This is a genomic window from Streptomyces sp. NRRL WC-3618 (genome assembly GCF_001280005.1).
In the GTDB taxonomy this organism is placed as follows: Bacteria; Actinomycetota; Actinomycetes; order Streptomycetales; family Streptomycetaceae; genus Streptomyces.
In genome coordinates, this window is the sequence record NZ_LGDW01000002.1 from 62,532 (window position 1) to 86,864 (window position 24,333).

Below are 24,333 nucleotides of genomic sequence, written 5' to 3' on the forward strand. Positions count from 1 at the left end.
CAGGGGTACCGGCACCCGTCAGGGGTCGTGCTCCGGCGAGCAGGAGGTCAGCTGCGCCGGTCGGGTTGTGCTCGACGAGCGGGTCGTCGACCGGGCTGACCGGCTTGCCGAGGCCGAGCGGGCCCACGTCGCACAGATACGCGACGCGGGCGCCGCTCTCCTTGGTTTCGACGCCCGTCACACGCGTGGCCGCGCAGGTGCTGTCAGGAGGCGCGGTGCGAGTCGCGTACCGCGACGTCCGGCAGAGGCGTCTGGGCGGCTCGGGTGATGTCCGTGACGACCTCGACGACATCGGGTCCGTACGCCTGCGAGTTGACGACCTTCAGGAGCAGGGCGAAGGAGTTGCCGCCGTGTTTGCGGGCCAGCCGTTCGTGGTTGCGGGCGAGGTAGCGGGTCGCCGCCTGGTTGGTGATCGCGCGCTGGCCGCAGAAGAGGAAGACCGGTCGGGCCTCGCGGCTCTGGCCGGCGGTGAGCCGCGCGAGGATCACGTACTCGCCCTTGCCCGCCTCCAGGCGGTAGCGCTCGGTGCCGATCTGGAAGGCGCCGCGGTCCGGGCCGGGCTCGGCGTCGACATTGACGCGGACGCCGGGGAGCAGCGACTGCAGATGGGCCAGCATGCGGCGGTTGGAGGCCGGGCCGCCCACACAGAACTCGGTCCGCTCGCCGAACCCCTGCTGTGTGGCGTCGTGGGCGACGACCTGCGCGTGGGCGTTGCAGTCCTTGATGAGCGCGGCGAGTTCCAGCAGCGCGAACACGTCGTGGCGCATCACCGTCAACTCGGGGCCACCCGCCTCCCGGTTCACCACGAGCAGCGACTCGGAGTGGTCCGGCAGCCCGAAGAAGGCCTGCTTGCGGCGGAGTTTGCGCTTCCACAGATAGGTGCGGGCCACCCAGCCGAGGGCTGCGCTGATACCGGCCGCGACCACACCGAGGACGATATTGCGCACGTCGTCAGTCATGGGCGCGCATGCTAGCGGTCGACCGTAGGGGTGTTCGAGAGGCCCTTACGGGACCATCGGGATGCAGTTACGCTGCGCGGACGGTTGTTGACTGGAGGTATTTGATGCGTCGCCCTGTCGCGCGGAGTCTGGCGGTCCTGGCGGTTTCGGCCACGATGGTCTCGGTGGGTGCGGCCGCGCCGCCCTCGGGTGCCACGTCAGCGGGTACGGCCACGGAGAAGGTCCCGGTCGCCGTCGGGTACGGCGGTGCCGTGGCGAGCGTGGACGCGGACGCCTCGGCCGCCGGTGTCGAGGTGCTGCGCAAGGGCGGCAACGCGGTGGACGCCGCCGTCGCCACGGCTGCCGCGCTCGGAGTGACGGAGCCCTACTCCAACGGCATCGGCGGAGGCGGCTACTTCGTCTACTACGACGCCAAGTCCCGTACGGTACGGACGATCGACGGCCGCGAGACGGCGCCCCTGACAGCCGACTCGGGCCTGTTCCTGGAGAACGGGCAGCCCATCGCCTTCGCCGACGCCGTCACCAGCGGACTGGGCGTCGGCACGCCGGGCACGCCCGCGACCTGGCAGGCGGCGCTGGACAGTTGGGGCAGCCAGCGGCTCGGTACGCTGCTGAAGCCGGCGGAGCGGCTCGCGCGCGACGGCTTCACGGTGGACGCCACGTTCAGGTCGCAGACCGCGGCCAACGAGGCCCGGTTCAGGAACTTCCCGGACACGGCGAAGCTGTTCCTGCCCGGCGGTGCGCTGCCGGTGGTCGGCTCGAGCTTCAAGAATCCCGAACTGGCGCGTACGTACGCTGAACTGGGCCGCAAGGGCGTCGGTGCCCTGTACCGGGGGAAGCTGGCGAAGGAGATCGTCGACACGGTCAACAAGCCGCCGGTGGATCCTGGTTCGGGCTACAACGCGCGCCCCGGTGAGCTGTCGCTGAAGGACCTGTCGGCCTACCGGGTGAAGCGTCAGGCGCCCACGAAGACGTCGTACCGAGGCCTGGGCGTCTACTCGATGGCACCCTCCTCGTCCGGCGGCACGACGGTCGGTGAAGCCCTCAACATCCTTGAGAAGACGGACCTTTCGAAGGCGAGCGAGGTCCAGTTCCTGCACCGCTACATCGAGGCGAGCCGCATCGCCTTCGCGGACCGGGGGCGCTGGGTGGGCGACCCGGCCTTCGAGGACGTACCCACCAAGGAACTGCTGTCGCAGTCGTACGCCGACTCGCGGGAGTGCCTGATCAAGGACGACGCGGTGCTGACGAGCCCGCTCGCGCCCGGGGACCCGCGCCACCCGGCGGCCTGCGCCGGCCCGGGCGTCGCGGCGCCGACGACGTACGAGGGCGAGAACACGACCCATCTGACGGTGGCCGACAAGTGGGGCAACATCGTGTCCTACACGCTGACGATCGAACAGACCGGCGGCAGCGGCATCACGGTGCCGGGCCGTGGATTCCTCCTCAACAACGAGCTGACGGACTTCTCCTTCGCCCCGGCCAGCCCGGCCGTCCATGACCCGAACCTGCCGGGTCCGGGCAAGCGCCCGCGTTCGTCGATGTCCCCGACGATCGTCCTGGACGCACACCGCAAGCCGGTGGTGGCCCTTGGCTCGCCCGGTGGCGCGACCATCATCACGACCGTCCTGCAGACCCTGACGGGCTTCCTCGACCGGGGGCTCCCGCTGGTCGACGCGATCGCCGCACCGCGCGCGAGTCAGCGCAACCAGACGACCACCGAGCTCGAACCGGGCCTCATGGACAGCGAGTTGAGGACAAAGCTGGAGGCCATCGGACACGGCTTCCGGCTCAACCCCGAGATCGGCGCGGCGACCGGCGTACAGCGTCTGCCGAACGGCAAGTGGCTGGCGGCGGCGGAGACGGTACGACGCGGCGGCGGGTCGGCGATGGTGGTGCGACCGGCGCCGTAAGGGGTGCGGGGCGGCCTGCCGACGGACGGCCGGCCGCCTGCCCCGCCCTCAGACCGCCCGCGCCTCCTGCCGCGCCGTGAGCACCCGGGGTCCCGACTCGGTGATCGCCACCGTGTGTTCCGCGTGGGCGGCGCGGGAGCCGTCGTTGGTGCGGAGGGTCCAGCCGTCCGGGGCCTCGTGATAGCCGTCCTTGCCGCTGCCGATCAGCATGGGCTCGATCGCCAGGACCAGGCCGTGCCGCAGCGCCATGCCCCGGCCCGGGCGGCCCTCGTTGGGGACCGGCGGGTCCTCGTGCATACGGCGGCCGATGCCGTGGCCGCCGAAGCCGTCCGGGACGCCGTAGCCCGCCGTACGGCACACCTCGCCGATCGCGTGCGCGATGTCGCCGATGCGGTTGCCGACCACCGCCGCGGCGATACCCGCCGCGAGAGCCCGCTCGGCGGTCTCCACCAGCCGTACGTCGGCGGGGCGCGGCTCGCCCACGATGAAGCTGATCGCCGAGTCGCCCGCCCAGCCGCCCAGTTCGGCGCCGAAGTCGGCGGAGACGAGGTCGCCGTCGCGCAGCCGGTAGTCGTCCGGGATGCCGTGCACGATCGCGTCGTTCACCGAGACGCAGAGCACCGCTGGGAACGGGGTGGGCGCGAAGGACGGATGGTAGCCGAGGAAGGGGGAGGTCGCCCCGGCGGCGCGCAGCACCTCGTGTGCCACCTCGTCCAGCTCCCGCAGGGAAACGCCCACGTCAGCGGCCTTACGTACGGCGGTGAGGCCTCGGCCCACGACCTGGCCCGTCTCGTACATGGCGTCGATCGCGGTGTCCGTCTTGAGTTCAACCATGCCAATTACTATACCGGTATTAGAATGGCGGACATGGTACGCACTCCACTCACCCCCGAAGAGCGTGCACGCGGCGAACGGCTCGGCCGGTTGCTGCGTGTGGCGCGTGGTGGCCGCAGCATGGCGGAGATCGCCGCCCGCGCCGGTATCTCCGCCGAGACCCTCCGCAAGATCGAGACCGGCCGTGCGCCGACGCCGGCCTTCTTCACGGTCGCGGCGCTGGCGGGAGTCCTCGGGCTGTCCATGGACGAACTGATCGGGCAGTGCGCGCCGACCGCCCCGGTCGCGGCGTGAGTCGCGCGGCGCGGTTTCGGCCATTGTCGCCGTAGCTCACGTCACGTTCCGCTGGGTGCGCGGTACTCTGCGGCCGGTCCGAAAACCCCCCGTAGCCCATCCGTAACACGGCTGGTGTTTTCTACGGGCGGACAACTCAGGTCGGGCGTGGGGTGAACATCATGGCGGTGGAACAACTCCCGGTGCAGGTGCGGGAGTTCGCGCGATATCTGCATGGCCTGTTGGCCCGCCTCGATCAGGGCGCGGGCTGGTGCGGCGTGTTCTGGCAGCGCGACCCCGACGGTATGCGCTCCTGTCTGGAGGGGCATGAAGTCCCGCCGTGGGACGTCGTGGAGGCGCTGCTCCAGGATCTGGCGGCCGGGCAGGGAACCGGCGTCGTGACTCCGGAGGCCGAGCGGGCGCGTGCCCTGCACCAGGCCTCGCTGACCGTGTTCGACGCCCGGTCAGGCGCCCGCGACTCCCTCGGGGACCGGCTGGACGTGATGTACCGCGAACAGAAGTACGCCGCCGAACGGCTCGCCGAACTGCGGCGCTCGCTCGACTCCGCCGCCACCCACGAGGAGGCCGAGGCTCTCCGCCTCGACCTCGCCTGGGCCCACGACGACCATGAACGCGCCTCCGCCCGCTGCGTCGAACTCCGGTACCGGCTGGACCAGTTGGCCCGCAGGGCGGTGAGCCGGGCGCCCGTTCCCCACCGCGACCGCGACGAGGAGGCGGACCTGTTCGCGGGCGGCGTCAGAAACACCGCCCCGGACGCCGCCGACCCCCTGGCCCTCCCGAGGCAACGCACCGCCACCGACCAACAGCACCCGGACGATCGGCAGCCCGCGGGGTACGAGAACGAGCGAGGCGCCCACGAACAGCCCTCGAACAGCCCCGCCTACGGCAACGCCGACCACCAGGCCCCGGACAGCGAGACACCCGCCTGGCACGACGACCCCCGCCACACGAACGACCACGACGCCACCCACCCGGCCGCCTTCGGAGACGACCGGCCCCTCGGTCGTCAGGGTTCCGGCGACGAAGCATCCGGCTGGCGTGAAGACGGCCGCCGCGTCGGCCACCGGGAGGACCGCGACGGCGCCCCCTACGGGGGAGACGACCGCAGCCCCGGCCGGCAGGCTCCCGGGGGCGAGGCGGCCGGCTGGGGCGACGGTGATCCTCGTACCGGCCGGGCGAACGACAGCGACGGTGGCCGCCCGGCCGACGCCTCCGGTGACCCCGAGGCTCCGGACGAGCGGGCGGCGCCGCAGCTCCCCGCCGATTGGTACGCGGCGCCGGCCGTTGTCCCCGTCCCCGACCCCGCCCCCGACGACTCCCGCCCCGCCGCCAAGCAGCGCTCCAAGCGTCGTGTCCGGGGCAGTGCCCGGTTCGCCGGGGCGATGGACGACGCGGACACGGATGGCACGCCCGTCGCCGAACTCCCGCCCGCCGCGCCCGCGCCCGCGCCCGCCGCCCCGGGACGCCGCAGCCCGCGGGGGGCGCGGTTCGCCGGGGCCGCCGCCGCCAAGCGCGCGACGCCCGTGCGGGAGGCGCTGGACGACAACGCCCGGCACGACACCATCGACGCCGTCCGTAACCTCGTACGACTGCGGAGCGAGGGCCGCAGCGGTGAGGCGCACGCGCTGCTCGTCGAGGCGTCCCAGTGGCCCGCCGCGCGTTTTCCGCTGCTCGCCGCCGAGCTGCACCGTGCGGGGCTCGGCGCCGACTGGGCCACGTTGCTCTGGGAGGCCGCCTCCCTGCCCGCGGACCGGCTGGTCGCCGCCGCCGACGCGCTCGTCGCGGCGGGGCGTGTGGACGACGGTCAGCAGACACTGCGGCAGGGCATGGTGCGGCCGGCGCAGGAGGTGGGCGATGCGGTGCTCCGGCTCGCCGAGGACGGCAGACAGCGTGAGGTGCGGGCGCTGCTCGACGCGTACGTCCGGGTCAGCACCCCCGAGGAGGCGGCCCGCAGCGTCGCCGCCGACCCCCAGCGCCTCGTACCGCTGCTGCTGGAGGCGGCCAAGGGTGCCTCCGAGCGCCGGTACTGGGATGTGGTGCACGCCCTTCGGGTGGCGGGCCACAGTGCGTGATCCGGCTGGACGCGACTCGCCCACAGGAGTGTGAAACGTGATCGACTCCGCGGGTTAACGGCGATGGTCTTGGCAAGGCTCCTCCGGAGGCTTACTTTCAAGCCCCTACGACCTTTGTGACCTTGTCTACGGGCGTAGAGGCTCTCTGACGTCCAGCCGAAGGAGCAGGTCATGGCCAACGTCGTACGTGCCGCTCTGGTCCAGGCCACCTGGACCGGCGACACCGAGTCCATGGTCGCCAAACATGTGGAGCACGCCCGTGAGGCCGCCCGGCAGGGCGCCAAGGTCATCGGATTCCAGGAAGTCTTCAACGCTCCCTACTTCTGCCAGGTCCAGGAACCCGAGCACTACCGCTGGGCCGAGCCCGTGCCCGACGGGCCGACCGTCACCCGGATGCGGGAGCTGGCGCGCGAGACCGGCATGGTCATCGTCGCACCCGTGTTCGAGATCGAGCAGTCGGGGTTCTACTACAACACCGCGGCGGTGATCGACGCCGACGGCACCTACCTCGGCAAGTACCGCAAGCACCACATCCCGCAGGTCAAGGGCTTCTGGGAGAAGTACTACTTCAAGCCCGGAAACCTCGGCTGGCCCGTCTTCGAGACGGCCGTGGGGAAGGTCGGCGTCTACATCTGCTACGACCGCCACTTCCCGGAGGGCTGGCGTCAGCTCGGTCTGAACGGCGCGCAGCTCGTCTACAACCCGTCCGCGACGCACCGGGGCCTCTCCTCCCATCTATGGCAGCTGGAGCAGCCCGCCGCCGCCGTCGCCAACGAGTACTTCGTCGCCGCCATCAACCGGATCGGCCAGGAGGAGTACGGGGACAACGACTTCTACGGAACCTCGTACTTCGTGAACCCGCGCGGCCAGTTCGTCGGCGAGGTCGCGAGCGACAAGGACGAGGAACTCGTCGTGCGGGATCTCGATTTCGATCTCATCGAGGACGTCCGGCAGCAGTGGGCCTTCTACCGGGACCGGCGGCCGGACGCGTACGAAGGGCTGGTGCAGCCGTGAGCGGTGATCTGCACGGGCGTCACAAGGCCGTCCTGCCGGACTGGCTGGCCCTCTACTACGCGGACCCGATCGAGATCACGCACGGCGAGGGCCGCCATGTCTGGGACGCCGACGGGAAGAGGTACCTCGACTTCTTCGGCGGCATCCTCACGACGATGACCGCGCACGCGCTGCCCGAGGTCACCAAGGCGGTGAGCGAACAGGCCGGGCGGATCATCCACTCGTCCACCCTGTACCTCAACCGTCCGATGGTCGAACTCGCCGAGCGCGTCGCCCAGTTGTCCGGCATCCCGGACGCACGCGTCTTCTTCACCACGTCCGGCACGGAGGCCAACGACACGGCTCTCCTCCTCGCCACCTCCTACCGGCGCAGCAACCAGCTCCTGGCGATGCGCAACAGCTACCACGGACGTTCGTTCAGCGCGGTCGGCATCACGGGCAACAAGGGCTGGTCTCCCACCTCCCTGTCTCCCCTCCAGACCCTGTACGTCCACGGCGGCGTCCGCACCCGCGGTCCGTACGCCGAGCTGAGCGACGCCGACTTCATCGCCGCGTGCGTCGACGACCTGGAGGACCTGCTCGGGCACATCCGCCCGCCCGCCGCCCTGATCGCCGAACCCATCCAGGGCGTCGGCGGCTTCACCTCACCGCCCGACGGGCTCTACGCGGCCTTCCGCCGGGTCCTCCAGGAACGCGGCATCCTGTGGATCGCCGACGAGGTGCAGACCGGCTGGGGCCGCACCGGCGAGCACTTCTGGGGCTGGCAGGCGCACGCGGAGAACGGTCCGCCGGACATCCTCACCTTCGCCAAGGGCATCGGCAACGGCATGTCCATCGGCGGGGTCGTGGCCCGCGCCGAGATCATGAACTGCCTCGACTCCAACTCCATCTCGACCTTCGGCGGCACCCAGATCACCATGGCTGCCGGCCTCGCCAACCTCACCTACCTCCTGGAACACGACCTCCAGGGCAACGCCCGGCGCGTCGGCGGCCTCCTCATCGAACGGCTGCGGGCCGTCGCCGCACAGCTTCCGGGCGTACGGGAGGTCCGTGGGCGCGGGTTGATGATCGGCGTCGAGCTGGTCAAGCCGGGCACCGACACCGCCGACCCGGAGACCGCCGCCGCCGTGCTCGAGGTGGCCCGGGAGGAGGGGCTGCTCGTCGGCAAGGGCGGCGGCCACAACACCAGCGCGCTGCGCATCACACCGCCCCTGTCGCTCACGGTCGCGGAGGCCGAGGAGGGCGCCGCGATCCTCGAACGGGCGCTGCGGCGCTGCGCCCAGTAACACCACGGCAGGACAACGGCAGGACCACAGCAGGACCCCAGCAAGGAAGACGGCCATGCTCATGACCACCACCTTGGAACCCGCCCTGTCGGTTCGCCAGGTCCTCGGCCTGGAACGGGTGCTCGCCGGGGAGCCCGAGGTGGTCGCCGGCGCCGGCCAGCTCGACCGGGCAGTGCGCTGGGTGCATGTCGCCGAGGCCGCCGACGTCGGCGTGATGCTCAGCGGCGGCGAGATGGTGCTGACGACCGGCGTGCTGCTCGCCGGGGACGAGGAGGCCCAGGCCGAGTACATCCGCTCGCTGCACCGGGCGGAGGCTGCGGCTGTGGTCCTCGGGCTCGGGCGGGCCTTCCCGTCTCCGCCGGACGTGATGCGGCGCGCGGCCGAGCGGTGCGGGCTGCCGATGGTGGTGCTCCACCGGCCGTTCCCCTTCGCGGAGTTGACGGAAGAGGTCCAGTCCCGGCTCGTACGGCGGAAGTTCGCCGCCGTGAGCCTGTCCGAGGCGGTGCGGACCGCTCTCACGGGGCTCATCACCTCCGGGGCTCCGCTGCAACTCCTCCTCGACGAGGTCGCCTCGCACAGCGCCTGTCCCGTCGTCGTCACCAACCTCGCCCATCGGGTCCTCGCCACGTCGGGGGAGCGGTCGGCCGTCGACGACGTGCTGCGGGACTGGGAGCGCATCTCGCGGCAGGCCGGCGGGAGCGAGGGCGACGGGTGGATCCGGGCCGAGCTCGGCGGACGCGGGGAACGCTGGGGGCGGATCGTGCTGTGCGGATACCGCGGTGACACGGCCACGGGACGGCTCCTCGCCGACCGGGGCGCCGAGGCGCTCGTCCTCCACCGCATGCTCGGGGGCTCCGTGCACACCTGGGAGGAGCAGTCCGCGCAGAGCCTGCTGACGGACCTGGTGAGCGGAGTCGTACCGGCGCGCCAACTGCTGCCGCGGGCACGGGCCGCCGGACTGCCCGTCAACCGGCGGACGTTCGTGCCGCTCGCCGTACGGGACGGTGACCCCGCCGAACTCGACCGCGTACTGCGGCTGTTGGGGCTGCCGGGACTGGTCGCCCAGCTCGCCGACGACGCCACCGCCGTGCTGCTGAGCCTCGCCCGGGACCAGGACGCCGAGGCGCTGGCCGCGCACTTCGCGCTCCGGCTGCGCACCGAGACCGGCGAGGGCAGGACTGTCGTGGCCGCCGCCGAGGCACTCGGCAACTGGGACGACGTACCCACCGGACTGCGCGAGGCGCTGCACGTCGCCGCGGCCGTCGCGGACACCCCGGCGGGGCAGGAGCTGCCGGTGCTGGTGCACCTGAGGGACGTACGGCTGCGTGGGCTGGTCCGGCTGCTGCGGGACGACCCGCACGTACAGGCTTTCGCGGAGCGGGAGTTGGACGGGCTGCTGTGCGGGGCGGAGGGCGAGGCCGAGCTGCTGCCCGTACTGCGGACCTATCTCGCCACCGGGCGCAACAAGTCACGTACCGCGCAACTGCATCATGTCTCGCGGCCCGCGCTCTACCGACGGCTGGAGGCGATACAGACGCGGCTCGGGCTCGATCTCGACGACTTCGAGCAGGCCGCCTCCGTGCATATCGCCCTCCTCGCGCACGACGCTCAGCAGGGCCGATGACCGCACGCACCACCGCACCGTCTTACCGCTCCGAAACATCAAAGGACCTGGGAAAACAGTGGTGAAACATGGGCCGACTTCAGGGTGACACCGTGGAACGCCGAACGCCGGCAGGCGTGACACCGTGCAACTCAAACCCGCTCTCCGGGCTTCCTAGGCTCGCCGTACACCGAGTGACCGGAGGTCCCGATGAGCAGGGTGATTCGCGCCGCCATTTTCCAGACCGCCTGGACGGGCGACAAGGAGTCGATGATCCAGGTCCACGAGCAGGCGGTCCGCGACGCCGCGGCCCAGGGTGCTCAAGTCATGTGCTTCCAGGAGTTGTTCTACGGCCCCTACTTCTGCCAGGTCCAGGACAAGGCGTTCTACGAGTACGCCGAGCAGATCCCGAACGGCCCGATCGTCAAGCGCTTCCAGGCGCTCGCCAAGGAACTGGGCATCGTCCTCGTCCTGCCGATGTACGAGGAGGAGCAGCCCGGTGTCCTCTACAACACGGCCGCCGTGATCGACGCCGACGGCTCGTACCTCGGCAAGTACCGCAAGCATCACATCCCGCAGGTCAACGGCTTCTGGGAGAAGTTCTACTTCCGCCCGGGCAACGCCGGCTGGCCCGTGTTCGACACCGCCGTGGGCAAGATCGGCGTCTACATCTGCTACGACCGGCACTTCCCGGAGGGCTGGCGTGCGCTGGGCCTCGAAGGCGCCGAGATCGTCTTCAACCCGTCGGCCACCTCGCGCGGTCTGTCCTCCTACCTGTGGCAGCTGGAACAGCCGGCGGCGGCCGTCGCCAACGAGTACTTCGTCGGCGCGATCAACCGGGTCGGCGTCGAGGAACTCGGCGACAACGACTTCTACGGGACCTCGTACTTCGTGGACCCCGAGGCCCAGTTCGTCGGCGAGGTGGCGAGCGACAAGGACACCGAACTCGTCGTCCGCGACCTGGACATGGCCAAACTGCGCGAGGTCCGTGACCGCTGGCAGTTCTTCCGCGACCGCCGCCCCGACGCCTACGGCCCCCTGACGGCGCCATAGACCCGGGGGGGTCCCGCGCCTCTTGTAGGGCGAAGCCCCTTCAGGGGCGCGGGGCAGCGTCCATATGCGGCTCCGCCGCGGGGCGCGACCAGCCACATTCAACCGGCACCTTTGAGACAACCGAACGGAGCGTGAACCCATGGCCGGCCGTACCGTCATCCGAGGCGGACTCGTCATCACCGCGTCCGACGAGATCCACGCCGACGTCCTCATCGAGGACGGCCGCATCGCCGCCCTCGCCACCAGCGGCAGCGCAACCGCCGAGGCCTGGACGGCCGAGCGGACCATAGACGCCACTGGGAAGTACGTCATCCCCGGCGGCGTCGACGCGCACACCCACATGGAACTGCCGTTCGGCGGTACGGCCGCCTCCGACACCTTCGAGACCGGCACCCGGGCCGCCGCCTGGGGCGGTACGACCACGATCATCGACTTCGCCGTACAGAGCGTCGGCAAGTCGCTGCGCGACGGACTCGACACCTGGAACGCCAAGGCCGACGGCAACTGCGCCATCGACTACGCCTTCCACATGATCGTCTCCGACGTGAACCCGGACACGCTCAAGGAGATGGACCTGCTCGTCGAGGAGGGTGTCACCTCCTTCAAGCAGTTCATGGCTTACCCGGGCGTCTTCTACAGCGACGACGGCCAGATCCTGCGCGCCATGCAGCGCTCCGCCGACAACGGCGGCCTGATCATGATGCACGCCGAGAACGGCATCGCGATCGACGTCCTCGTCGAACAGGCGCTCGCCCGTGGCGAGACCGACCCCCGCTACCACGGCGAGGTCCGCAAGGCCCTCCTCGAAGCCGAGGCCACCCACCGCGCCATCAAGCTCGCGCAGGTCGCCGGCGCGCCGCTGTACGTCGTCCACGTCTCGGCGCAGGAGGCGGTCGCCGAGCTGGCACGGGCGCGCGACGAGGGGCTCAACGTCTTCGGCGAGACCTGCCCGCAGTACCTGTTCCTGTCCACCGACAACCTCGCCGAGCCGGACTTCGAGGGCGCGAAGTACGTGTGCAGCACGCCACTTCGGCCCAAGGACCACCAGGCCGCGCTGTGGCGGGGGCTGCGGACCAACGACCTCCAGGTGGTGTCCACGGACCACTGCCCGTTCTGCTTCGAGGGCCAGAAGGAGCTGGGGCGCGGCGACTTCTCGAAGATCCCCAACGGGCTCCCGGGCGTCGAGAACCGCATGGACCTCCTCCACCAGGCCGTCGTCGACGGGCACATCAGCCGCCGCCGCTGGATCGAGATCGCCTGCGCCACCCCGGCCCGCATGTTCGGCCTGTACCCGAAGAAGGGCACCATCGCCCCGGGAGCGGACGCCGACGTCGTCATCTACGACCCGCACGCCGAGCAGACCGTCTCCGCCGCCACGCACCACATGAACGTCGACTACTCGGCGTACGAGGGCAAGCGGCTCACCGGCCGTGTCGAGACCGTCCTCTCGCGCGGCGAACTCGTCATCACCGAGCGGGAGTTCACCGGACGCGCGGGTCACGGCGTCTACACCCCCCGCTCCACCTGTCAGTACCTCAACTAGGAGCAGCGCTCATGGACTTCGGACTCGTCCTGCAGACCGACCCGCCGGCCTCGCGTGTCATCGAGCTGATGCGGCGCGCCGAGGGCAACGGCTTCACGTACGGCTGGACCTTCGACTCCGCCGTGCTGTGGCAGGAACCGTTCGTGATCTACAGTCAGATCCTGTCCAGCACCGAGAAGTTGACGGTCGGGCCGATGGTCACCAACCCGGGCACCCGCACCTGGGAGGTCACCGCCTCCACCTTCGCCACCCTCAACGACATGTTCGGCAACCGCACGGTCTGCGGCATCGGCCGCGGCGACTCCGCGATGCGCGTGGCCGGCCGAACTCCCAACACCCTGGCCCGGATCAGCGGCGCGATGAAGGTCATCCGCTCGCTCGCCCGGGGCGACGACGCCGACCTCGGCGGTACGGTGATCAAGTTCCCGTGGGTGAAGCCGGGCGCCGAACTCCCCGTCTGGATGGCCGCGTACGGCCCCAAGGCGCTCAAGATGACCGGTGAGGAGGCCGACGGGTTCATCCTCCAGCTCTCCGACCTCTATCTGACCGAGTACATGGTCAAGACGGTCAAGGAGGCCGCCGTCGCCGCCGGACGTGACCCGTCCGAGGTGAAGATCTGCGTCGCCGCGCCCGCGTACATCACCGAGGACGACTCGCCCGAGGCACTCGCCCACGCCCGCGACCAGTGCCGCTGGTTCGGCGGGATGGTCGGCAACCACGTCGCCGACCTGGTGTCGAAGTACGGCGAGCACTCCGCCGCCGTACCCGAGGAACTCACCGAGTACATCAAGGCCCGCGAGGGCTACGACTACTCGCACCACGGACGGGCCGACAACCCCGACACCCAGTTCGTGCCCGACGAGATCGTCGACCGGTTCTGCGTCATCGGCACCCCCGAGATGCACATCGAGAAGCTCAACAAACTCCGTGAGCTGGGCGTCGACCAGTTCGCCGTCTACGACATGCACGACGCCCAGGAAGCCGTCATCGACGCCTACGGGTCGACGGTGATCCCGGCCGTCAACGCCTGACGTACCCCGGCCGCCGTCCGTGTTACGTCCCCACCATCTCCCTCTCCCCGGCGTTCAGGTAGCCGGGGAGAGGGTCAGGACACCCCCGGGTGTCCTGTGCGCGTCCCCCAACGCGCCACCACCCGCACGGCCTTTCCCGACCCACCTCTTTGATTGGCCTGCCCATGACCGACACCGCTCCCACGGCCATACCGCCGTCCTCCCAACTCACCCTCCCCGACGGCCGGGTGGAGATCTCCCCCGGCGCGCCCGCACCCAGCGGGCCGTACGCCAACGAGGACCTGCTGCCGGTTCCGGTCGAGAAGCGCACCTGGAACACGTACAACTTCTCGGCTCTGTGGGTGGGCATGGCCCACAACACGGCCTCCTGGACCCTCGCTTCGGGTCTGATCGCCGTGGGCATGGACTGGAAACAGGCCGTGTTCACGATCGCCCTGGCGAACGTGATCGTGCTGGTCCCGATGCTGCTCACCGGGCATGCCGGGCCGAAGTACGGCATCCCCTTCCCCGTCTTCGCCCGCGCGTCCTTCGGGGTGCGCGGCGCCAACCTCCCCGCTGTCGTACGGGCGTTGGTGGCGTGCGGCTGGTTCGGCATCCAGACCTGGATCGGCGGCGAGGCGATCTACTTCCTCGCCGGGAAGCTCATCGGCAACGGATGGAGCGACGCCGGGAAGATCGGCGGCTACGCCTGGACGATGTGGCTCTCCTTCGCCATCTTCTGGGCGCTGCAGGTCGCCATCATCTACCGGGGCATGGAGACCATCCGCCGGTTCGAGAACTGGGCGGCGCCCTTCGTGCTCCTCGGTGCCGGTGTGATGCTGTGGTGGATGGCGAGCAAGGCCGGCGGCTTCGGTCCGCTGCTCGACCAGCCCTCCAAGGTGGGCTGGGGCGCCGACTTCTGGAAGCTGTTCTGGCCGTCCCTGATGGGCATGATCGGCTTCTGGTCCACCCTGTCGCTGAACATCCCGGACTTCACCCGCTACGGCAAGAGCCAGAAGGCCCAGACCTGGGGGCAGGCGCTCGGTCTGCCGACCACGATGACGCTCTTCGCGCTGCTGTCCGTCCTCGTCACCTCGGGGTCGCAGGCCGTGTACGGCGAGACGATCTGGGACCCGGTCCAGCTCGCCGCGAAGACCGACAACGTCTTCGGGCTGCTGTTCGCCCTGGTCACGGTGCTGGTGGCGACCCTGTCCGTGAACGTCGCGGCCAACCTGGTCTCCCCGGCCTTCGACTTCTCCAACATCGCGCCCCGGAAGATCACCTTCCGGGCCGGCGCGCTCGCCACCTGCGTCCTCGGCGTTCTGATCTTCCCGTGGAAGCTGTACTCCGACCCGCAGGGCTATATCTTCACCTGGCTCGGGCTGGTCGGCGGTCTCCTCGGCACGGTCGCCGGCATCCTCATCGCCGACTACTGGATCCTGCGCCGCGGCAAGCTCGACCTCGTCGACCTGTACCGCGCGGGCGGACGCTACTGGTACGACAGCGGCTGGAACTGGCGAGCGGTCGTCGCGTTCCTGGTCGGCGGTGTGCTGGCCGTCGGCGGCGCCAACTTCGCGCCGCCGATCGACGGACGGCCCATCCCTGCGCTGTCCGCACTGGCCGACTACGGCTGGGCGGTGGGCCTGGGCACCTCGATGCTGCTCTACCTGGTGCTGATGGTGGCGACCGGGAAGGGCAGGACCGGGGCGGAGGAGGCGAAGGCCTGACCCCGTGACGTGACGTGCGGTGGAGGGCGGCCGGTTTCTACCGGCCGCCCTCCAGCGCCGCCACCGCGTCCTTGGCGGCCTTGATGGCGCCCTTGTTGATCACATCCGTGCTCGGCGCCTTCTTCGACTCGAAGTCACTGCCGTTGTACGTGATCACCACCAGCGCGTTCGACGCGCGGACCAGCACCACGCCTTCGCGGGTCTGCTGCTTGTCCTCGGTGGAGAGGTTCACCACGGAGTAGGCGGCGTCACCGAGACCCGGCACCACTCCGCCGCCGTTCTTCTCCGTCAGGCGGTCCTGGTACGTCTTCTCGGCCGCCGCGTCCGTGTCCGACAGCTCGAACGACACGTCGAGCCAGCGGTAGTCGTACCCCTTGAGCGCGTTCCAGGAGCAGGTGCGGCGCGCCGCCGTGTCTGTCGACGGGATCTCCTTGCCGACCGTCTTGGCGCCCGGGACAAGGGACTTGACCGTGTTCGCCGTCACGGCGGTGCAGGGTGCGGGCGCGGCGGTGAACGTCTTCGTGGCCGCCGACGTCGAGGGCGCGGTGGGCGACGCGGACGTGCTCTTGGTCGCCGAGTCGTGGTGGTCGGCGGCAGGCGCGGGGGCGAGCGGGCCCGAGGACAGCGCCCAGCCGGCCGTGGCGAGCACGGCGACCGGCGCCAGCCGGGTGGTGAGTGCCAGCGGCAGAGGAAGGCTCAAGGCGCACTTCTCGTGGGGGACGGTGCGGAGGGGGGTCCGCACTGCGGACGGGACGACAGTGTCACATGCCTGCCGGTGGGCGCGGAAGTGACAACCCCTTCGCGACCGTGCGACCGCTGTCATCCACCGCACTCAAGCGGACGATCCCGTACATCCCGGGTGACCGGCCGCGGTCCGTCCGGATCACGCCGAAACTCCGCCACCGCGTGTACGTACGATCATCGGATCGTCATCCGATGATCGTACGCATCGATGAAGGAGCCGCCCGTGTTCACCACCCGACCCACGCTCCAGGGCACCTTCGGGATGGTGTCCTCCACGCACTGGCTGGCTTCCCAGTCGGCGATGGCCGTCCTGGAGGCCGGCGGCAACGCGTACGACGCCGCCGTGGCCGCGGGTTTCGTCCTGCACGTCGTCGAACCGCACCTGAACGGACCCGGCGGTGAGGTGCCGATCATCATCGCCCCGGCCGACAGCGAGGTGCGCGTCCTCTGCGGGCAGGGCGTCGCGCCCGCCGGGGCCACCGTCGCGCACTACCGGGGGCTGGGGCTCGACCTCGTACCCGGCACCGGCCCCCTCGCCGCCGCCGTGCCCGGGGCCTTCGACGCCTGGATGCTGCTGCTGCGCGACCACGGCACCAAGCCGATCGCCGACGTCCTGAAGTACGCCGTCGAGTACGCCGAGAACGGCCACGCGCCCGTGGAGAACATCGGCGCGACCGTCGAGACCATGAGGGAACTGTTCGAGACGGAGTGGACCTCCTCCGCGGCCGTGTACCTCCCCGGCGGCCAAGCGCCCCGCCCCGGTGAGCTGTTCCGCAATCCCGCCCTCGCCGCCACCTGGCGACGCCTGCTCGCCGAGGTCTCCGGGGCCGGGGACCGGGTCGCCCAGATCGAGGCGGCACGGGAGGTGTGGCGCACCGGCTTCATCGCGGAAGCCCTCGTAAGGCAGTCCGCCCGGCCCACCCTCGACACCAGCGGCGCACACCACACAGGCACATTGACAGCCGCCGACCTCGCCTCCTGGTCCGCGACCTACGAAGCCCCCGCGACCTACGACTGGCGCGGCTGGACCCTCTGCAAGGCCGGACCCTGGAGCCAGGGCCCGGCCTTGCTCCAGCAACTCGCGCTGCTCCCGCCGGAGCTGCCCCTGTACGAGTCCGCCGACTACGTCCATCTCCTGACAGAGGGCTGCAAGCTCGCCATGGCGGACCGCGAGGCCTGGTACGGGGACGCGTCCGGCGGGCCCGGCGCACCGCTCGACGACCTGCTGTCCGACTCGTACAACGCGGCCCGGCGGAGCCTCGTGGGCGACAAGGCCTCCTACGAACTGCGTCCCGGCAGCCCCGGCGGGCGCACCCCGCGACTGTGCGCCCACGCGCGCGTGGTGGCCACGGACGAGCCCGGGTTCAGCGCCCTGGGCGCCGGTGAGCCCACCGTGGCCAAGCCCCCGACCTCTCCGGTGCCGGGCGAACCGGCCGTCGCCGCCGACGGACGCACCCGGGGCGACACCTGCCACCTCGATGTCGTCGACCGCTGGGGCAACATGGTCGCGGCGACGCCCAGCGGTGGCTGGCTCCAGTCCAACCCCGTCGTACCCGAACTGGGCTTTCCCCTCGGCACCCGGCTTCAGATGGCCTGGCTGGAGGAGGGCCTGCCGAACTCTCTCGCCCCGGGACGCCGCCCCCGGACCACTCTCACCCCCTCCGTCGCGCTGCGCGACGGGGTGCCGGTGCTGGCGTTCGGTACACCCGGCGGGGACCAGCAGGACCAGTGGCAGCTGCACTTCTTCCTCGCCGTCGCCCTGCGCCCGAAGGCGCGCGGCGGCCTCGACCTCCAGGGCGCGATCGACGCCCCGAACTGGCACAACGACAGCTTCCCGGGTTCGTTCCACCCGCGCGGCATGCGCCCGGGCAGCGTCACCGTGGAGGCCCGTATGCCGGACGCGGTGGTCGAGGAGCTGCGCCGCCGGGGGCACGACGTGACGATCGGCGACCCCTGGTCCGAAGGCCGGCTGTGCGCGGTCGCGCGGGACCCGCAGACGGGGGTCCTGTCGGCGGCGGCGAACCCGAGAGGGATGCAGGGGTACGCGGTCGGGCGCTGATGTCCGAATCCCGGTGTTCAGGCTGATTCCACCCCATGTCCACCGGGCGGGCAGGGATTGTCAGTGGCGCGTGCTCTCATGGAGCCATGATCGGAGACATCGAAACCATCGAAGAGTTTCTCGCCCGGCACACGTCCGACGTGGAGGAAGCGGTCCGCCAGGCGGCGGCCGCGGAGATCATGCCGCGCTTCCGTCAGCTCGCCGCCCACGAGGTCGACCAGAAGAGCGGCCCGCACGACCTGGTGACGGACGCCGACCGCAAGGCCGAGCTGTATCTCACCGAGGTGCTGCCCAAGCTGCTGCCCGGCTCCGTCGTGGTCGGCGAGGAGGCGGTGCACGCCAACCCCGCCTCGTACGAGGCGATACAGGAAGAGGCGCCCGTCTGGATCGTCGACCCCGTCGACGGCACCCGGCAGTTCGTCCACGGCGACCCCGGCTTCTGCACGCTCGTCGCGCTCGCACACCGCGGTGTCGTCCACGCGTCATGGACGTTCGCCCCGGTCCGGGACCAGCTGGCCACGGCGATCCGCGGACAGGGCGCCCTCCTCGACGGCGTCCCCCTGCGCGCGGGCTCGCCCGAGCCCGGCCGCGACCTTCAGGTGGCCACCTCCCACCCGGACTACACGACCGACGAGCAGAAGCGCGCCCTCCTCGGCCTGTGGACGGACGGCGTACGGCCGCGTGCCTGCGGTTCGGCAGGTCTGGAGTACCTGGCCATCGCCCGGGGCGAGTTGGACGCCACCGCGTTCTCCTGGGAGGCCGCCTGGGACCACGCGGCGGGCATCCTCCTCGTCGAGGAGGCGGGCGGCGTCCATCTGACCCGCGCGGGCGAACCGTTTCGCATAACCGGCGGCAACGTGCTGCCGTTCACCGCAGCGCGCGACGCGGCCACGGCTCGCCGGGTGGTGGAGCTGCTGTCGGACGGAGCCTGATCTGCGGGCGGGCCGAGCTGAACCGTAGGGTGACGACCTCGAACTCGGCCACGGTCCCGACCGCCGGCCAGTCCGCCGGGTCGAAGGGCAGCCAGGCGTGGTCCACGAAGGCGTCGACGGGCAGGTTGATGTCGACGAACAGGCCGGTACGGCCCGGCCCCCACGGCAGCGCGCACACCATGCCGGTGACCAGGGAGCCCTCCGGCAGCGGGCCGGTGAGGTAGTGGCTCAGGTGCCTGTGCCGCACGGCCGTGGACCACGCCCGTTCGAACTCGGGATCCGTCACGTCCACCGCCTCCGGCGGCACCTCCACGGCACCCTCGGTGAACGGCCCGTACACGGTGTGGTAGAGCTGCACGCCCAGCCGCCCGAACCGTTCGCGCACAAGCGCCAGTTGGGCCTGGGCGGCAGCCATCGAGGCGCCGCCGCAGGTGGTGCCGTCGGCGTTCCGGAGGGGTTCGCAGGAGCGCGGGACCTCCAGTGCCGCTTCGAAGACCGCCTGACGCAGCACCCAGCCGTCGTCCTCGACCTCGAACCAGTACCAGGCGGTGTCGTCGGCGTCCTTGCCGGGCGACTGGATGCGGAAACGGCGCGTCATCCGGCCGAGGTTACCCGTGCCGGGCACTGTCAGTGTCCCGGCATATCCTGATCTCAACTGGCCGTCGGCTGACAAAGGAGTCCGAAGGTGCCGTCAATGCTCGATGCGGTCGTGGTGGGGGCGGGGCCCAACGGGCTGACGGCTGCCGTGGAGCTGGCCCGGCGCGGCTTCTCCGTGGCCGTCTTCGAGGCGCGCGACACTGTCGGCGGCGGTGCCCGCACGGAGGAGCTGACGCTGACCGGTTTCCGGCACGACCCGTGCTCGGCCGCGCACCCGCTGGGCGTCAACTCCCCGGCGTTCAGGGCGATGCCGCTGGCCAGGTACGGACTGGAGTGGCTGCACGCCGACCTGCCCATGGCCCACCCCTTCCTGGACGGCACGGCCGCTGTCCTGTCCCGCTCCGTGGCCGAGACGGCCGCCTCCTTCGGGCCACGGGACGCGGGCACGTACCGCAGGCTGGTCGAGCCGTTCCTCAGCAGGTGGGACACGCTTGCCCACGACTTCATGTCCCTGCCCCTGACCTCCCTGCCCCGTGACCCGGTCACCCTCGCCCGCTTCGGCCTGGCCGGCCTGCCGCCCTCGACCTGGCTGATGCGCTGCTTCCGCGACGAGCGGGCGAAAGCCCTGTTCGCAGGCCTCGTCGGACATGTCATGGCCCCCCTTGACGGGGTCGCCACCGGCGCCGTGGGCCTCGTCTTCGCCCTGGCGGCACACGCCCGCGGCTGGCCGGTCGCCCGCGGTGGTTCCCAGTCGATCTCCGACGCGCTCACCGCGTATCTGACCGACCTCGGCGGCACCGTCCACACCGGCTACGAAGTCAAGCGGCTGGACGACCTGCCACCCGCCCGTGCGTACGTCTTCGACACCTCACCCACCGCACTGGCCCGTATCGCGGGCTTCGGCGGCTACTACGAGCGCTATCGCTACGGCGCGGGCGTCTTCAAAATCGACTACGCGCTGGACGGCCCCGTGCCCTGGACGGCGCCGGAGGCCCGCACGGCGACCACCGTCCAGGTCGGCGCGGACCGCGCCGAGATCGACACCGCCCTGCGCGCCGCCTCCCGCGAGGGCCGGGCCCCCGACGTCCCCTTCCTGATCACCGTTCAGCCGAGCATCGTCGACCCCTCCCGGGCCCCCGACGGCAAGCAGGTCTTCTGGGCCTACGGACACGTCCCTAACGGCTGGACGGGCGACCTCACCGACGCCGTCGAACGCCAGCTGGAGCGCTTCGCCCCCGGTTTCCGCGACCGGGTACTCGCCCGCGCCACCGCTGGACCACCCCAACTGGCGGCCCGCAACGCCAACTACGTCGGCGGCGACATCGGCACCGGTGCGGCCAGCGGCCTCCAGCTGATGCTGCGCCCGAGGCTTTCCCTGTTCCCGTACGCCACCCCGCACCCGGCCGTCTTCATCTGCTCGTCGGCCACCCCACCGGGCCCCGGTGTGCACGGCATGTCGGGACACAACGCGGCGAAGGCCGTTTGGAGAAGACTGAGAGGGCTGAATCAGTCATGACCGCGATCACGCTTGTCAAGGGGGACATCACTCGACAGAGTGCCGACGCGATCGTCAACGCGGCGAACTCGTCACTCCTGGGTGGCGGGGGAGTCGACGGCGCGATCCACCGCAGGGGCGGCCCCGAGATCCTCGCCGCCTGCCGGGCCCTGCGCGCCTCGCAGTATGGCAAGGGATTGGCCATCGGCCAGGCGGTCGCCACGACCGCGGGCGAACTGGACGCGCGCTGGGTGATCCACACGGTGGGCCCGGTGTTCGGCGGCTCTTCGGCGGACCGCTCGGACCAACTGGCCTCCTGCTACCGGGAGTCCCTGCGCGTAGCCGACGAACTGGGCGCCCGGACGGTCGCGTTCCCCGCCATCTCCACGGGCGTCTACCGCTGGCCGATGGAGGACGCGGCCCGGATCGCGGTAGCGACGGTGCGGGAAGCGGAGACCGCCGTGGAGGAGGTGCGGTTCGTGCTCTTCGACGACGGGGCGTACGAGGCGTTCGCTGCGCGCCTGCGCTGACCAATTCGGCCTGGAGCCTGGGGCTGAAGCTCGGGCTCGGGCTCGGGAGGAGGGCTCCGGCACGCGTCGTCGCGACGCTACGACGGGGGATTCGGTCCCCGAGCCGCCTGCAGGTCGGCCAGCAGCTCCGCCTGTCCGGCCAGCACGCCGGACAGGATGGTGCGGGCGACCCGGAGCAGCTCGGCGACGTACGGGCTGGTCAGCGAGTAGTACACGGTCGAGCCCTCCTTGCGGGTGACGACCAGGTTGGCCCGCCTCAACACCGCCAGCTGTTGCGAGAGGTGCGCGGGCTCGATACCCACTTCCGGCAGCATCTCGGCGACCGCGTGCTCACGCTCGCTCAGCAGTTCCAGGACGCGGATACGGGCCGGATGCCCGAGGGTCTTGAAGAACTCGGCCTTGAGCTGGTACAGCGGTGTGGTCATCGTGCCGTCGCCTCCTGGAGAGAGCTGTACGGCCCGACCGGCCGGTCGCCGGCACCTCGCACCCACCCGTTCATGAACACCATGACGCTCATCCTCGCCCAGGTCACCGCCGGCGAGATCACTGCGGCCCCGGTGCTCACGGGGAAGCCTCCTCGACGGCGCCCGTGGCAGCGGCCCTCGGGGCGGGTACGGCGGACAGGACGCCGGCGGTCTCCAGGTGAGCGCGCGCTCCCCGGATCGCCTCGGGGGTGGTCGCGTACTCGTGGCCCTCCGCCCGCAGCAGCTCCAACAGGCCGACGGAGTCCAGGACTTGGCGCTGGGCGGGACGGATCCCGGAGAGCATGACGACGATGCCGCGCCGGTTCAGCTTGCGGACCGCGTCCTTCAGCATCAGCGCCCCGGTCGCGTCCATGGTCGACACCCGGGACATCCGCAGGATCACGACCCGTACGTCCGCCACCTCGGTCAGCTCCAGCAGAAAACGGTGGGCGGCGGCGAAGAACAGCGGTCCGTCGATCCGGTAGGCGACGATGTGCTCCGCCAGCAGCGCGTGCTCCTCGGCGCTGTGGTCGCCCCGGTCGAGCGGGACCTCGTCGAGGCGCGCCTGGCCGGCCACGGCCCGCAGCGCGAGGGCACCCGCGACGACCAGCCCGATGATCACCGCGTACACCAGGTCGAGGGCGAGGGTGGCGACGGCTGTCAGCACCAGGATCAGCGCGTCGGAGCGGGTCGCCCTGGCCATCGCCCGCAGAGAGCCGACCTCGACCATCCGGATCGCGGTGGCCAGCAGGACGCCGGCCAGCGCGGCCAGCGGAATCTTCGACACCAGCGGCGCCGCCGCGAAGACGATCACCGCGAGGATCACGGCATGGGTGAGTGCGGCGAGCCGGGAACCGGCACCCGTACGGACGTTCACAGCGGTCCGCGCGATCGCGGCCGTTGCCGGGACGCCGCCGAACAATGGGGCGGCGAGGTTGGCGACGCCCTGCCCGAACAGCTCCCGGTCCGGATCGTGCTGCTGGCCGACCGTCATGCCGTCCGCGACGGTCGCCGACAGCAGCGACTCCAGCGCGGCCAGCGCGGCTACCGCCACGGCCGGGGCGAGCAGGGAGGACAGAGCCGACAGGTCGAGGAACGCCAGGGAGGGCGCGGGCAGACCGGCGGGCAGATCTCCGATCGGGGCGGCCGCGTCCAGATGGAGGAGCTGCGCCAGTACGGTCGCGACGATCACCGAGACGATCGAGAAGGGCACGGTCGGCCGCCATCGCGCACCGACCAGCATGACCGACGCGACACCCGCCGCCAGCGCGAGCGCCGTCCAGTTGGGATGGCGGACGAACGCCTCGACGGCGCGCCAGGCGACGGCGAGAACCTTGTCGCCCTCGGGGCGCGGTACCCCCAGCGCGTTCGGCAGCTGTTGCAGTCCGATGACGCAGGCGATGCCGAGCGTGAAGCCCTCGACGACGGGGGCGGGCACGTACCGCATGTACTTGCCCGCACGAGCCAGAGCGAGACCGATCAGCAGCAGCCCGGCCAGCAGCCCGACGGTCAGTACACCGCCCGGCCCGTAGCGGGCGACGATCGGTACGAGGACCACGGTCATCGCGCCGGTCGGCCCCGACACCTGGAGGTTCGATCCGCCGAACAGGGCGGCCAGCGCGCCCGCGACCACCGCGGTCGCCAGCCCCGCCGCCGCACCGAGGCCGGAGGAGACTCCGAAGCCGAGCGCGAGGGGGAGCGCCACGATCGCCACGGTCAGCCCGGCGAGGAGGTCCCGGCGCGGGTCGCGGGTCATCGCCTCGATGTCGGCACGCACGGGCAGCAGGGACCGCACCGGGCCCCATGCGCGGCTGATCACAGATCGGCTCACTCGGCCACGACCTCGGTTTCCATCAGCTCGGCCGGCAGCTCCGGCCTCGGCTCTTTCCCCGACGGCTCCCCGCCTCCTGCGACCACCTGTGCACGAGGCTGTCTGCGGGCACCGTCAATGAAGCATCCAACGAATTGCGAAATTTGGCAATTGCGCAATTGATTGGGCCTGCCGCCTGCCGCCTGCCGCCTGCCGCCTGCCGCCTGCCGCCTGCCGCCTGCCGCCTGCCGCCTGCCGCCTGCCGCCTGCCGCGGCCCGGCACAATAGGTTGCTGCTCACCCAGTGATCCGGAGCGCCCCTGGACACGCCACCTCGATGTCGGATTTTCGCCAGCCCCGGCCCGCCGCATCGTCGATGCTGGACGTATGCGGAA

The 24,333-nt window shown here is 71.0% G+C and carries 21 protein-coding genes; 14 read left to right on the top strand and 7 right to left on the bottom strand.

Annotated features, from left to right (window positions below; genetic code table 11):
* Positions 1-203: 203 nt before the first annotated feature.
* On the bottom strand, positions 204-959 hold the full coding sequence (locus ADL01_RS01295; RefSeq protein ID WP_053739970.1) for a hypothetical protein: 756 nt from the start codon (positions 957-959) through the stop codon (positions 204-206).
* A gap of 104 nt (positions 960-1,063) precedes the next feature.
* On the opposite strand from ADL01_RS01295, the gene ggt reads away from it, so the two are divergent.
* Positions 1,064-2,872: a gamma-glutamyltransferase gene (gene ggt, locus ADL01_RS01300; RefSeq protein WP_053739971.1), complete on the top strand. Its 1,809-nt coding sequence runs from the start codon at positions 1,064-1,066 to the stop codon at positions 2,870-2,872.
* A 48-nt stretch (positions 2,873-2,920) separates the two neighbouring features.
* Here the strand turns inward: ggt and map are convergent, their stop codons facing one another.
* The gene (gene map / locus ADL01_RS01305; RefSeq protein ID WP_053739972.1) at positions 2,921-3,706 is read right to left on the bottom strand and encodes a type I methionyl aminopeptidase; all 786 of its coding nucleotides are present in this window, start codon (positions 3,704-3,706) and stop codon (positions 2,921-2,923) included.
* 33 nt (positions 3,707-3,739) lie between these two features.
* Between map and ADL01_RS01310 the strand changes: the two genes are divergently transcribed.
* From ADL01_RS01310 to ADL01_RS01350, 9 genes are all read left to right on the top strand, one after another.
* Positions 3,740-4,000: a helix-turn-helix domain-containing protein gene (locus ADL01_RS01310; protein WP_053740008.1), complete on the top strand. Its 261-nt coding sequence runs from the start codon at positions 3,740-3,742 to the stop codon at positions 3,998-4,000.
* A gap of 161 nt (positions 4,001-4,161) precedes the next feature.
* Entirely contained in the window at positions 4,162-6,072 is a 1,911-nt protein-coding gene (locus ADL01_RS01315; RefSeq protein WP_053740009.1) for a hypothetical protein, read from the top strand.
* A gap of 171 nt (positions 6,073-6,243) precedes the next feature.
* Positions 6,244-7,086, top strand: coding sequence for a nitrilase-related carbon-nitrogen hydrolase (locus ADL01_RS01320; RefSeq protein ID WP_053739973.1), 843 nt, complete (start codon positions 6,244-6,246; stop codon positions 7,084-7,086).
* The gene (locus tag ADL01_RS01325) at positions 7,083-8,372 is read left to right on the top strand and encodes an aspartate aminotransferase family protein (RefSeq protein ID WP_053739974.1); all 1,290 of its coding nucleotides are present in this window, start codon (positions 7,083-7,085) and stop codon (positions 8,370-8,372) included. Before ADL01_RS01320 ends, ADL01_RS01325 begins: the two co-directional genes overlap by 4 nt.
* Before the next feature lie 61 nt (positions 8,373-8,433).
* Positions 8,434-9,996 (top strand): PucR family transcriptional regulator, encoded by a 1,563-nt coding sequence (locus ADL01_RS01330; RefSeq protein ID WP_053740010.1) that lies wholly within the window; start codon positions 8,434-8,436, stop codon positions 9,994-9,996.
* Positions 9,997-10,185: 189 nt separating this feature from the next.
* Entirely contained in the window at positions 10,186-11,028 is an 843-nt protein-coding gene (locus ADL01_RS01335; protein WP_053739975.1) for a nitrilase-related carbon-nitrogen hydrolase, read from the top strand.
* Positions 11,029-11,167: 139 nt separating this feature from the next.
* The gene (hydA, locus tag ADL01_RS01340; protein ID WP_053739976.1) at positions 11,168-12,571 is read left to right on the top strand and encodes a dihydropyrimidinase; all 1,404 of its coding nucleotides are present in this window, start codon (positions 11,168-11,170) and stop codon (positions 12,569-12,571) included.
* 11 nt (positions 12,572-12,582) lie between these two features.
* Positions 12,583-13,602 carry a TIGR03842 family LLM class F420-dependent oxidoreductase gene (locus ADL01_RS01345; RefSeq protein ID WP_053739977.1) on the top strand — a complete coding sequence of 340 codons (1,020 nt, stop codon included), beginning with the start codon at positions 12,583-12,585 and terminating at the stop codon, positions 13,600-13,602.
* Positions 13,603-13,766: 164 nt separating this feature from the next.
* Positions 13,767-15,308, top strand: coding sequence for an NCS1 family nucleobase:cation symporter-1 (locus ADL01_RS01350; RefSeq protein ID WP_053739978.1), 1,542 nt, complete (start codon positions 13,767-13,769; stop codon positions 15,306-15,308).
* Between the two features lie 37 nt (positions 15,309-15,345).
* On the opposite strand, the gene ADL01_RS01355 is transcribed toward ADL01_RS01350, so the two are convergent.
* Positions 15,346-16,008 (bottom strand): hypothetical protein, encoded by a 663-nt coding sequence (locus tag ADL01_RS01355; RefSeq protein WP_053740011.1) that lies wholly within the window; start codon positions 16,006-16,008, stop codon positions 15,346-15,348.
* 267 nt (positions 16,009-16,275) lie between these two features.
* On the opposite strand from ADL01_RS01355, the gene ADL01_RS01360 reads away from it, so the two are divergent.
* Both ADL01_RS01360 and ADL01_RS01365 read left to right on the top strand, forming a co-directional pair.
* A complete protein-coding gene (locus ADL01_RS01360; RefSeq protein WP_053739979.1) occupies positions 16,276-18,111 on the top strand; it encodes a gamma-glutamyltransferase family protein in 1,836 nt (611 codons plus the stop codon).
* Positions 18,112-18,197: 86 nt separating this feature from the next.
* Entirely contained in the window at positions 18,198-19,043 is an 846-nt protein-coding gene (locus ADL01_RS01365; protein WP_053739980.1) for an inositol monophosphatase family protein, read from the top strand.
* Here the strand turns inward: ADL01_RS01365 and ADL01_RS01370 are convergent.
* Positions 18,979-19,641, bottom strand: a complete 663-nt coding sequence (locus ADL01_RS01370) for a hypothetical protein (RefSeq protein WP_159049421.1) — start codon at positions 19,639-19,641, stop codon at positions 18,979-18,981. The two genes, ADL01_RS01365 and ADL01_RS01370, sit on opposite strands and share 65 nt — an antisense overlap.
* Positions 19,642-19,737: 96 nt before the next feature.
* Between ADL01_RS01370 and ADL01_RS01375 the strand changes: the two genes are divergently transcribed.
* Both ADL01_RS01375 and ADL01_RS01380 read left to right on the top strand, forming a co-directional pair.
* Positions 19,738-21,156 (top strand): phytoene desaturase family protein, encoded by a 1,419-nt coding sequence (locus ADL01_RS01375; protein WP_053739982.1) that lies wholly within the window; start codon positions 19,738-19,740, stop codon positions 21,154-21,156.
* Positions 21,153-21,665: an O-acetyl-ADP-ribose deacetylase gene (locus tag ADL01_RS01380; protein WP_053739983.1), complete on the top strand. Its 513-nt coding sequence runs from the start codon at positions 21,153-21,155 to the stop codon at positions 21,663-21,665. The genes ADL01_RS01375 and ADL01_RS01380 overlap by 4 nt, the downstream gene beginning before the upstream one ends.
* 77 nt (positions 21,666-21,742) lie before the next feature.
* Here the strand turns inward: ADL01_RS01380 and ADL01_RS01385 are convergent, their stop codons facing one another.
* The 3 genes from ADL01_RS01385 to ADL01_RS01390 are packed head-to-tail and all read right to left on the bottom strand — an operon-like array spanning position 21,743 to position 23,885.
* Positions 21,743-22,090, bottom strand: coding sequence for an ArsR/SmtB family transcription factor (locus ADL01_RS01385; protein ID WP_053739984.1), 348 nt, complete (start codon positions 22,088-22,090; stop codon positions 21,743-21,745).
* Complete coding sequence (locus ADL01_RS44430) at positions 22,087-22,230, bottom strand: hypothetical protein (RefSeq protein WP_159049422.1); 144 nt, start codon at positions 22,228-22,230, stop codon at positions 22,087-22,089. Before ADL01_RS44430 ends, ADL01_RS01385 begins: the two co-directional genes overlap by 4 nt.
* Entirely contained in the window at positions 22,227-23,885 is a 1,659-nt protein-coding gene (locus tag ADL01_RS01390) for a SulP family inorganic anion transporter (RefSeq protein WP_234354450.1), read from the bottom strand. The genes ADL01_RS44430 and ADL01_RS01390 overlap by 4 nt, the downstream gene beginning before the upstream one ends.
* Positions 23,886-24,333 lie beyond the last annotated feature (448 nt).

Coding starts and splice junctions, on each gene's coding strand:
- ADL01_RS01380 (WP_053739983.1), top strand. CDS start 21,153: ATGACCGCGATCACGCTTGTCAAGGGGGACATCACTCGACAGAGTGCC.
- ADL01_RS01370 (WP_159049421.1), bottom strand. CDS start 19,641: ATGACGCGCCGTTTCCGCATCCAGTCGCCCGGCAAGGACGCCGACGAC.
- ADL01_RS01375 (WP_053739982.1), top strand. CDS start 19,738: ATGCTCGATGCGGTCGTGGTGGGGGCGGGGCCCAACGGGCTGACGGCT.
- ADL01_RS01345 (WP_053739977.1), top strand. CDS start 12,583: ATGGACTTCGGACTCGTCCTGCAGACCGACCCGCCGGCCTCGCGTGTC.
- ADL01_RS01365 (WP_053739980.1), top strand. CDS start 18,198: ATGATCGGAGACATCGAAACCATCGAAGAGTTTCTCGCCCGGCACACG.
- map (WP_053739972.1), bottom strand. CDS start 3,706: ATGGTTGAACTCAAGACGGACACCGCGATCGACGCCATGTACGAGACG.
- hydA (WP_053739976.1), top strand. CDS start 11,168: ATGGCCGGCCGTACCGTCATCCGAGGCGGACTCGTCATCACCGCGTCC.
- ADL01_RS01295 (WP_053739970.1), bottom strand. CDS start 959: ATGACTGACGACGTGCGCAATATCGTCCTCGGTGTGGTCGCGGCCGGT.
- ADL01_RS01385 (WP_053739984.1), bottom strand. CDS start 22,090: ATGACCACACCGCTGTACCAGCTCAAGGCCGAGTTCTTCAAGACCCTC.
- ADL01_RS01330 (WP_053740010.1), top strand. CDS start 8,434: ATGACCACCACCTTGGAACCCGCCCTGTCGGTTCGCCAGGTCCTCGGC.
- ADL01_RS01350 (WP_053739978.1), top strand. CDS start 13,767: ATGACCGACACCGCTCCCACGGCCATACCGCCGTCCTCCCAACTCACC.
- ggt (WP_053739971.1), top strand. CDS start 1,064: ATGCGTCGCCCTGTCGCGCGGAGTCTGGCGGTCCTGGCGGTTTCGGCC.
- ADL01_RS01310 (WP_053740008.1), top strand. CDS start 3,740: ATGGTACGCACTCCACTCACCCCCGAAGAGCGTGCACGCGGCGAACGG.
- ADL01_RS01320 (WP_053739973.1), top strand. CDS start 6,244: ATGGCCAACGTCGTACGTGCCGCTCTGGTCCAGGCCACCTGGACCGGC.
- ADL01_RS01335 (WP_053739975.1), top strand. CDS start 10,186: ATGAGCAGGGTGATTCGCGCCGCCATTTTCCAGACCGCCTGGACGGGC.
- ADL01_RS01390 (WP_234354450.1), bottom strand. CDS start 23,885: ATGACCCGCGACCCGCGCCGGGACCTCCTCGCCGGGCTGACCGTGGCG.
- ADL01_RS01315 (WP_053740009.1), top strand. CDS start 4,162: ATGGCGGTGGAACAACTCCCGGTGCAGGTGCGGGAGTTCGCGCGATAT.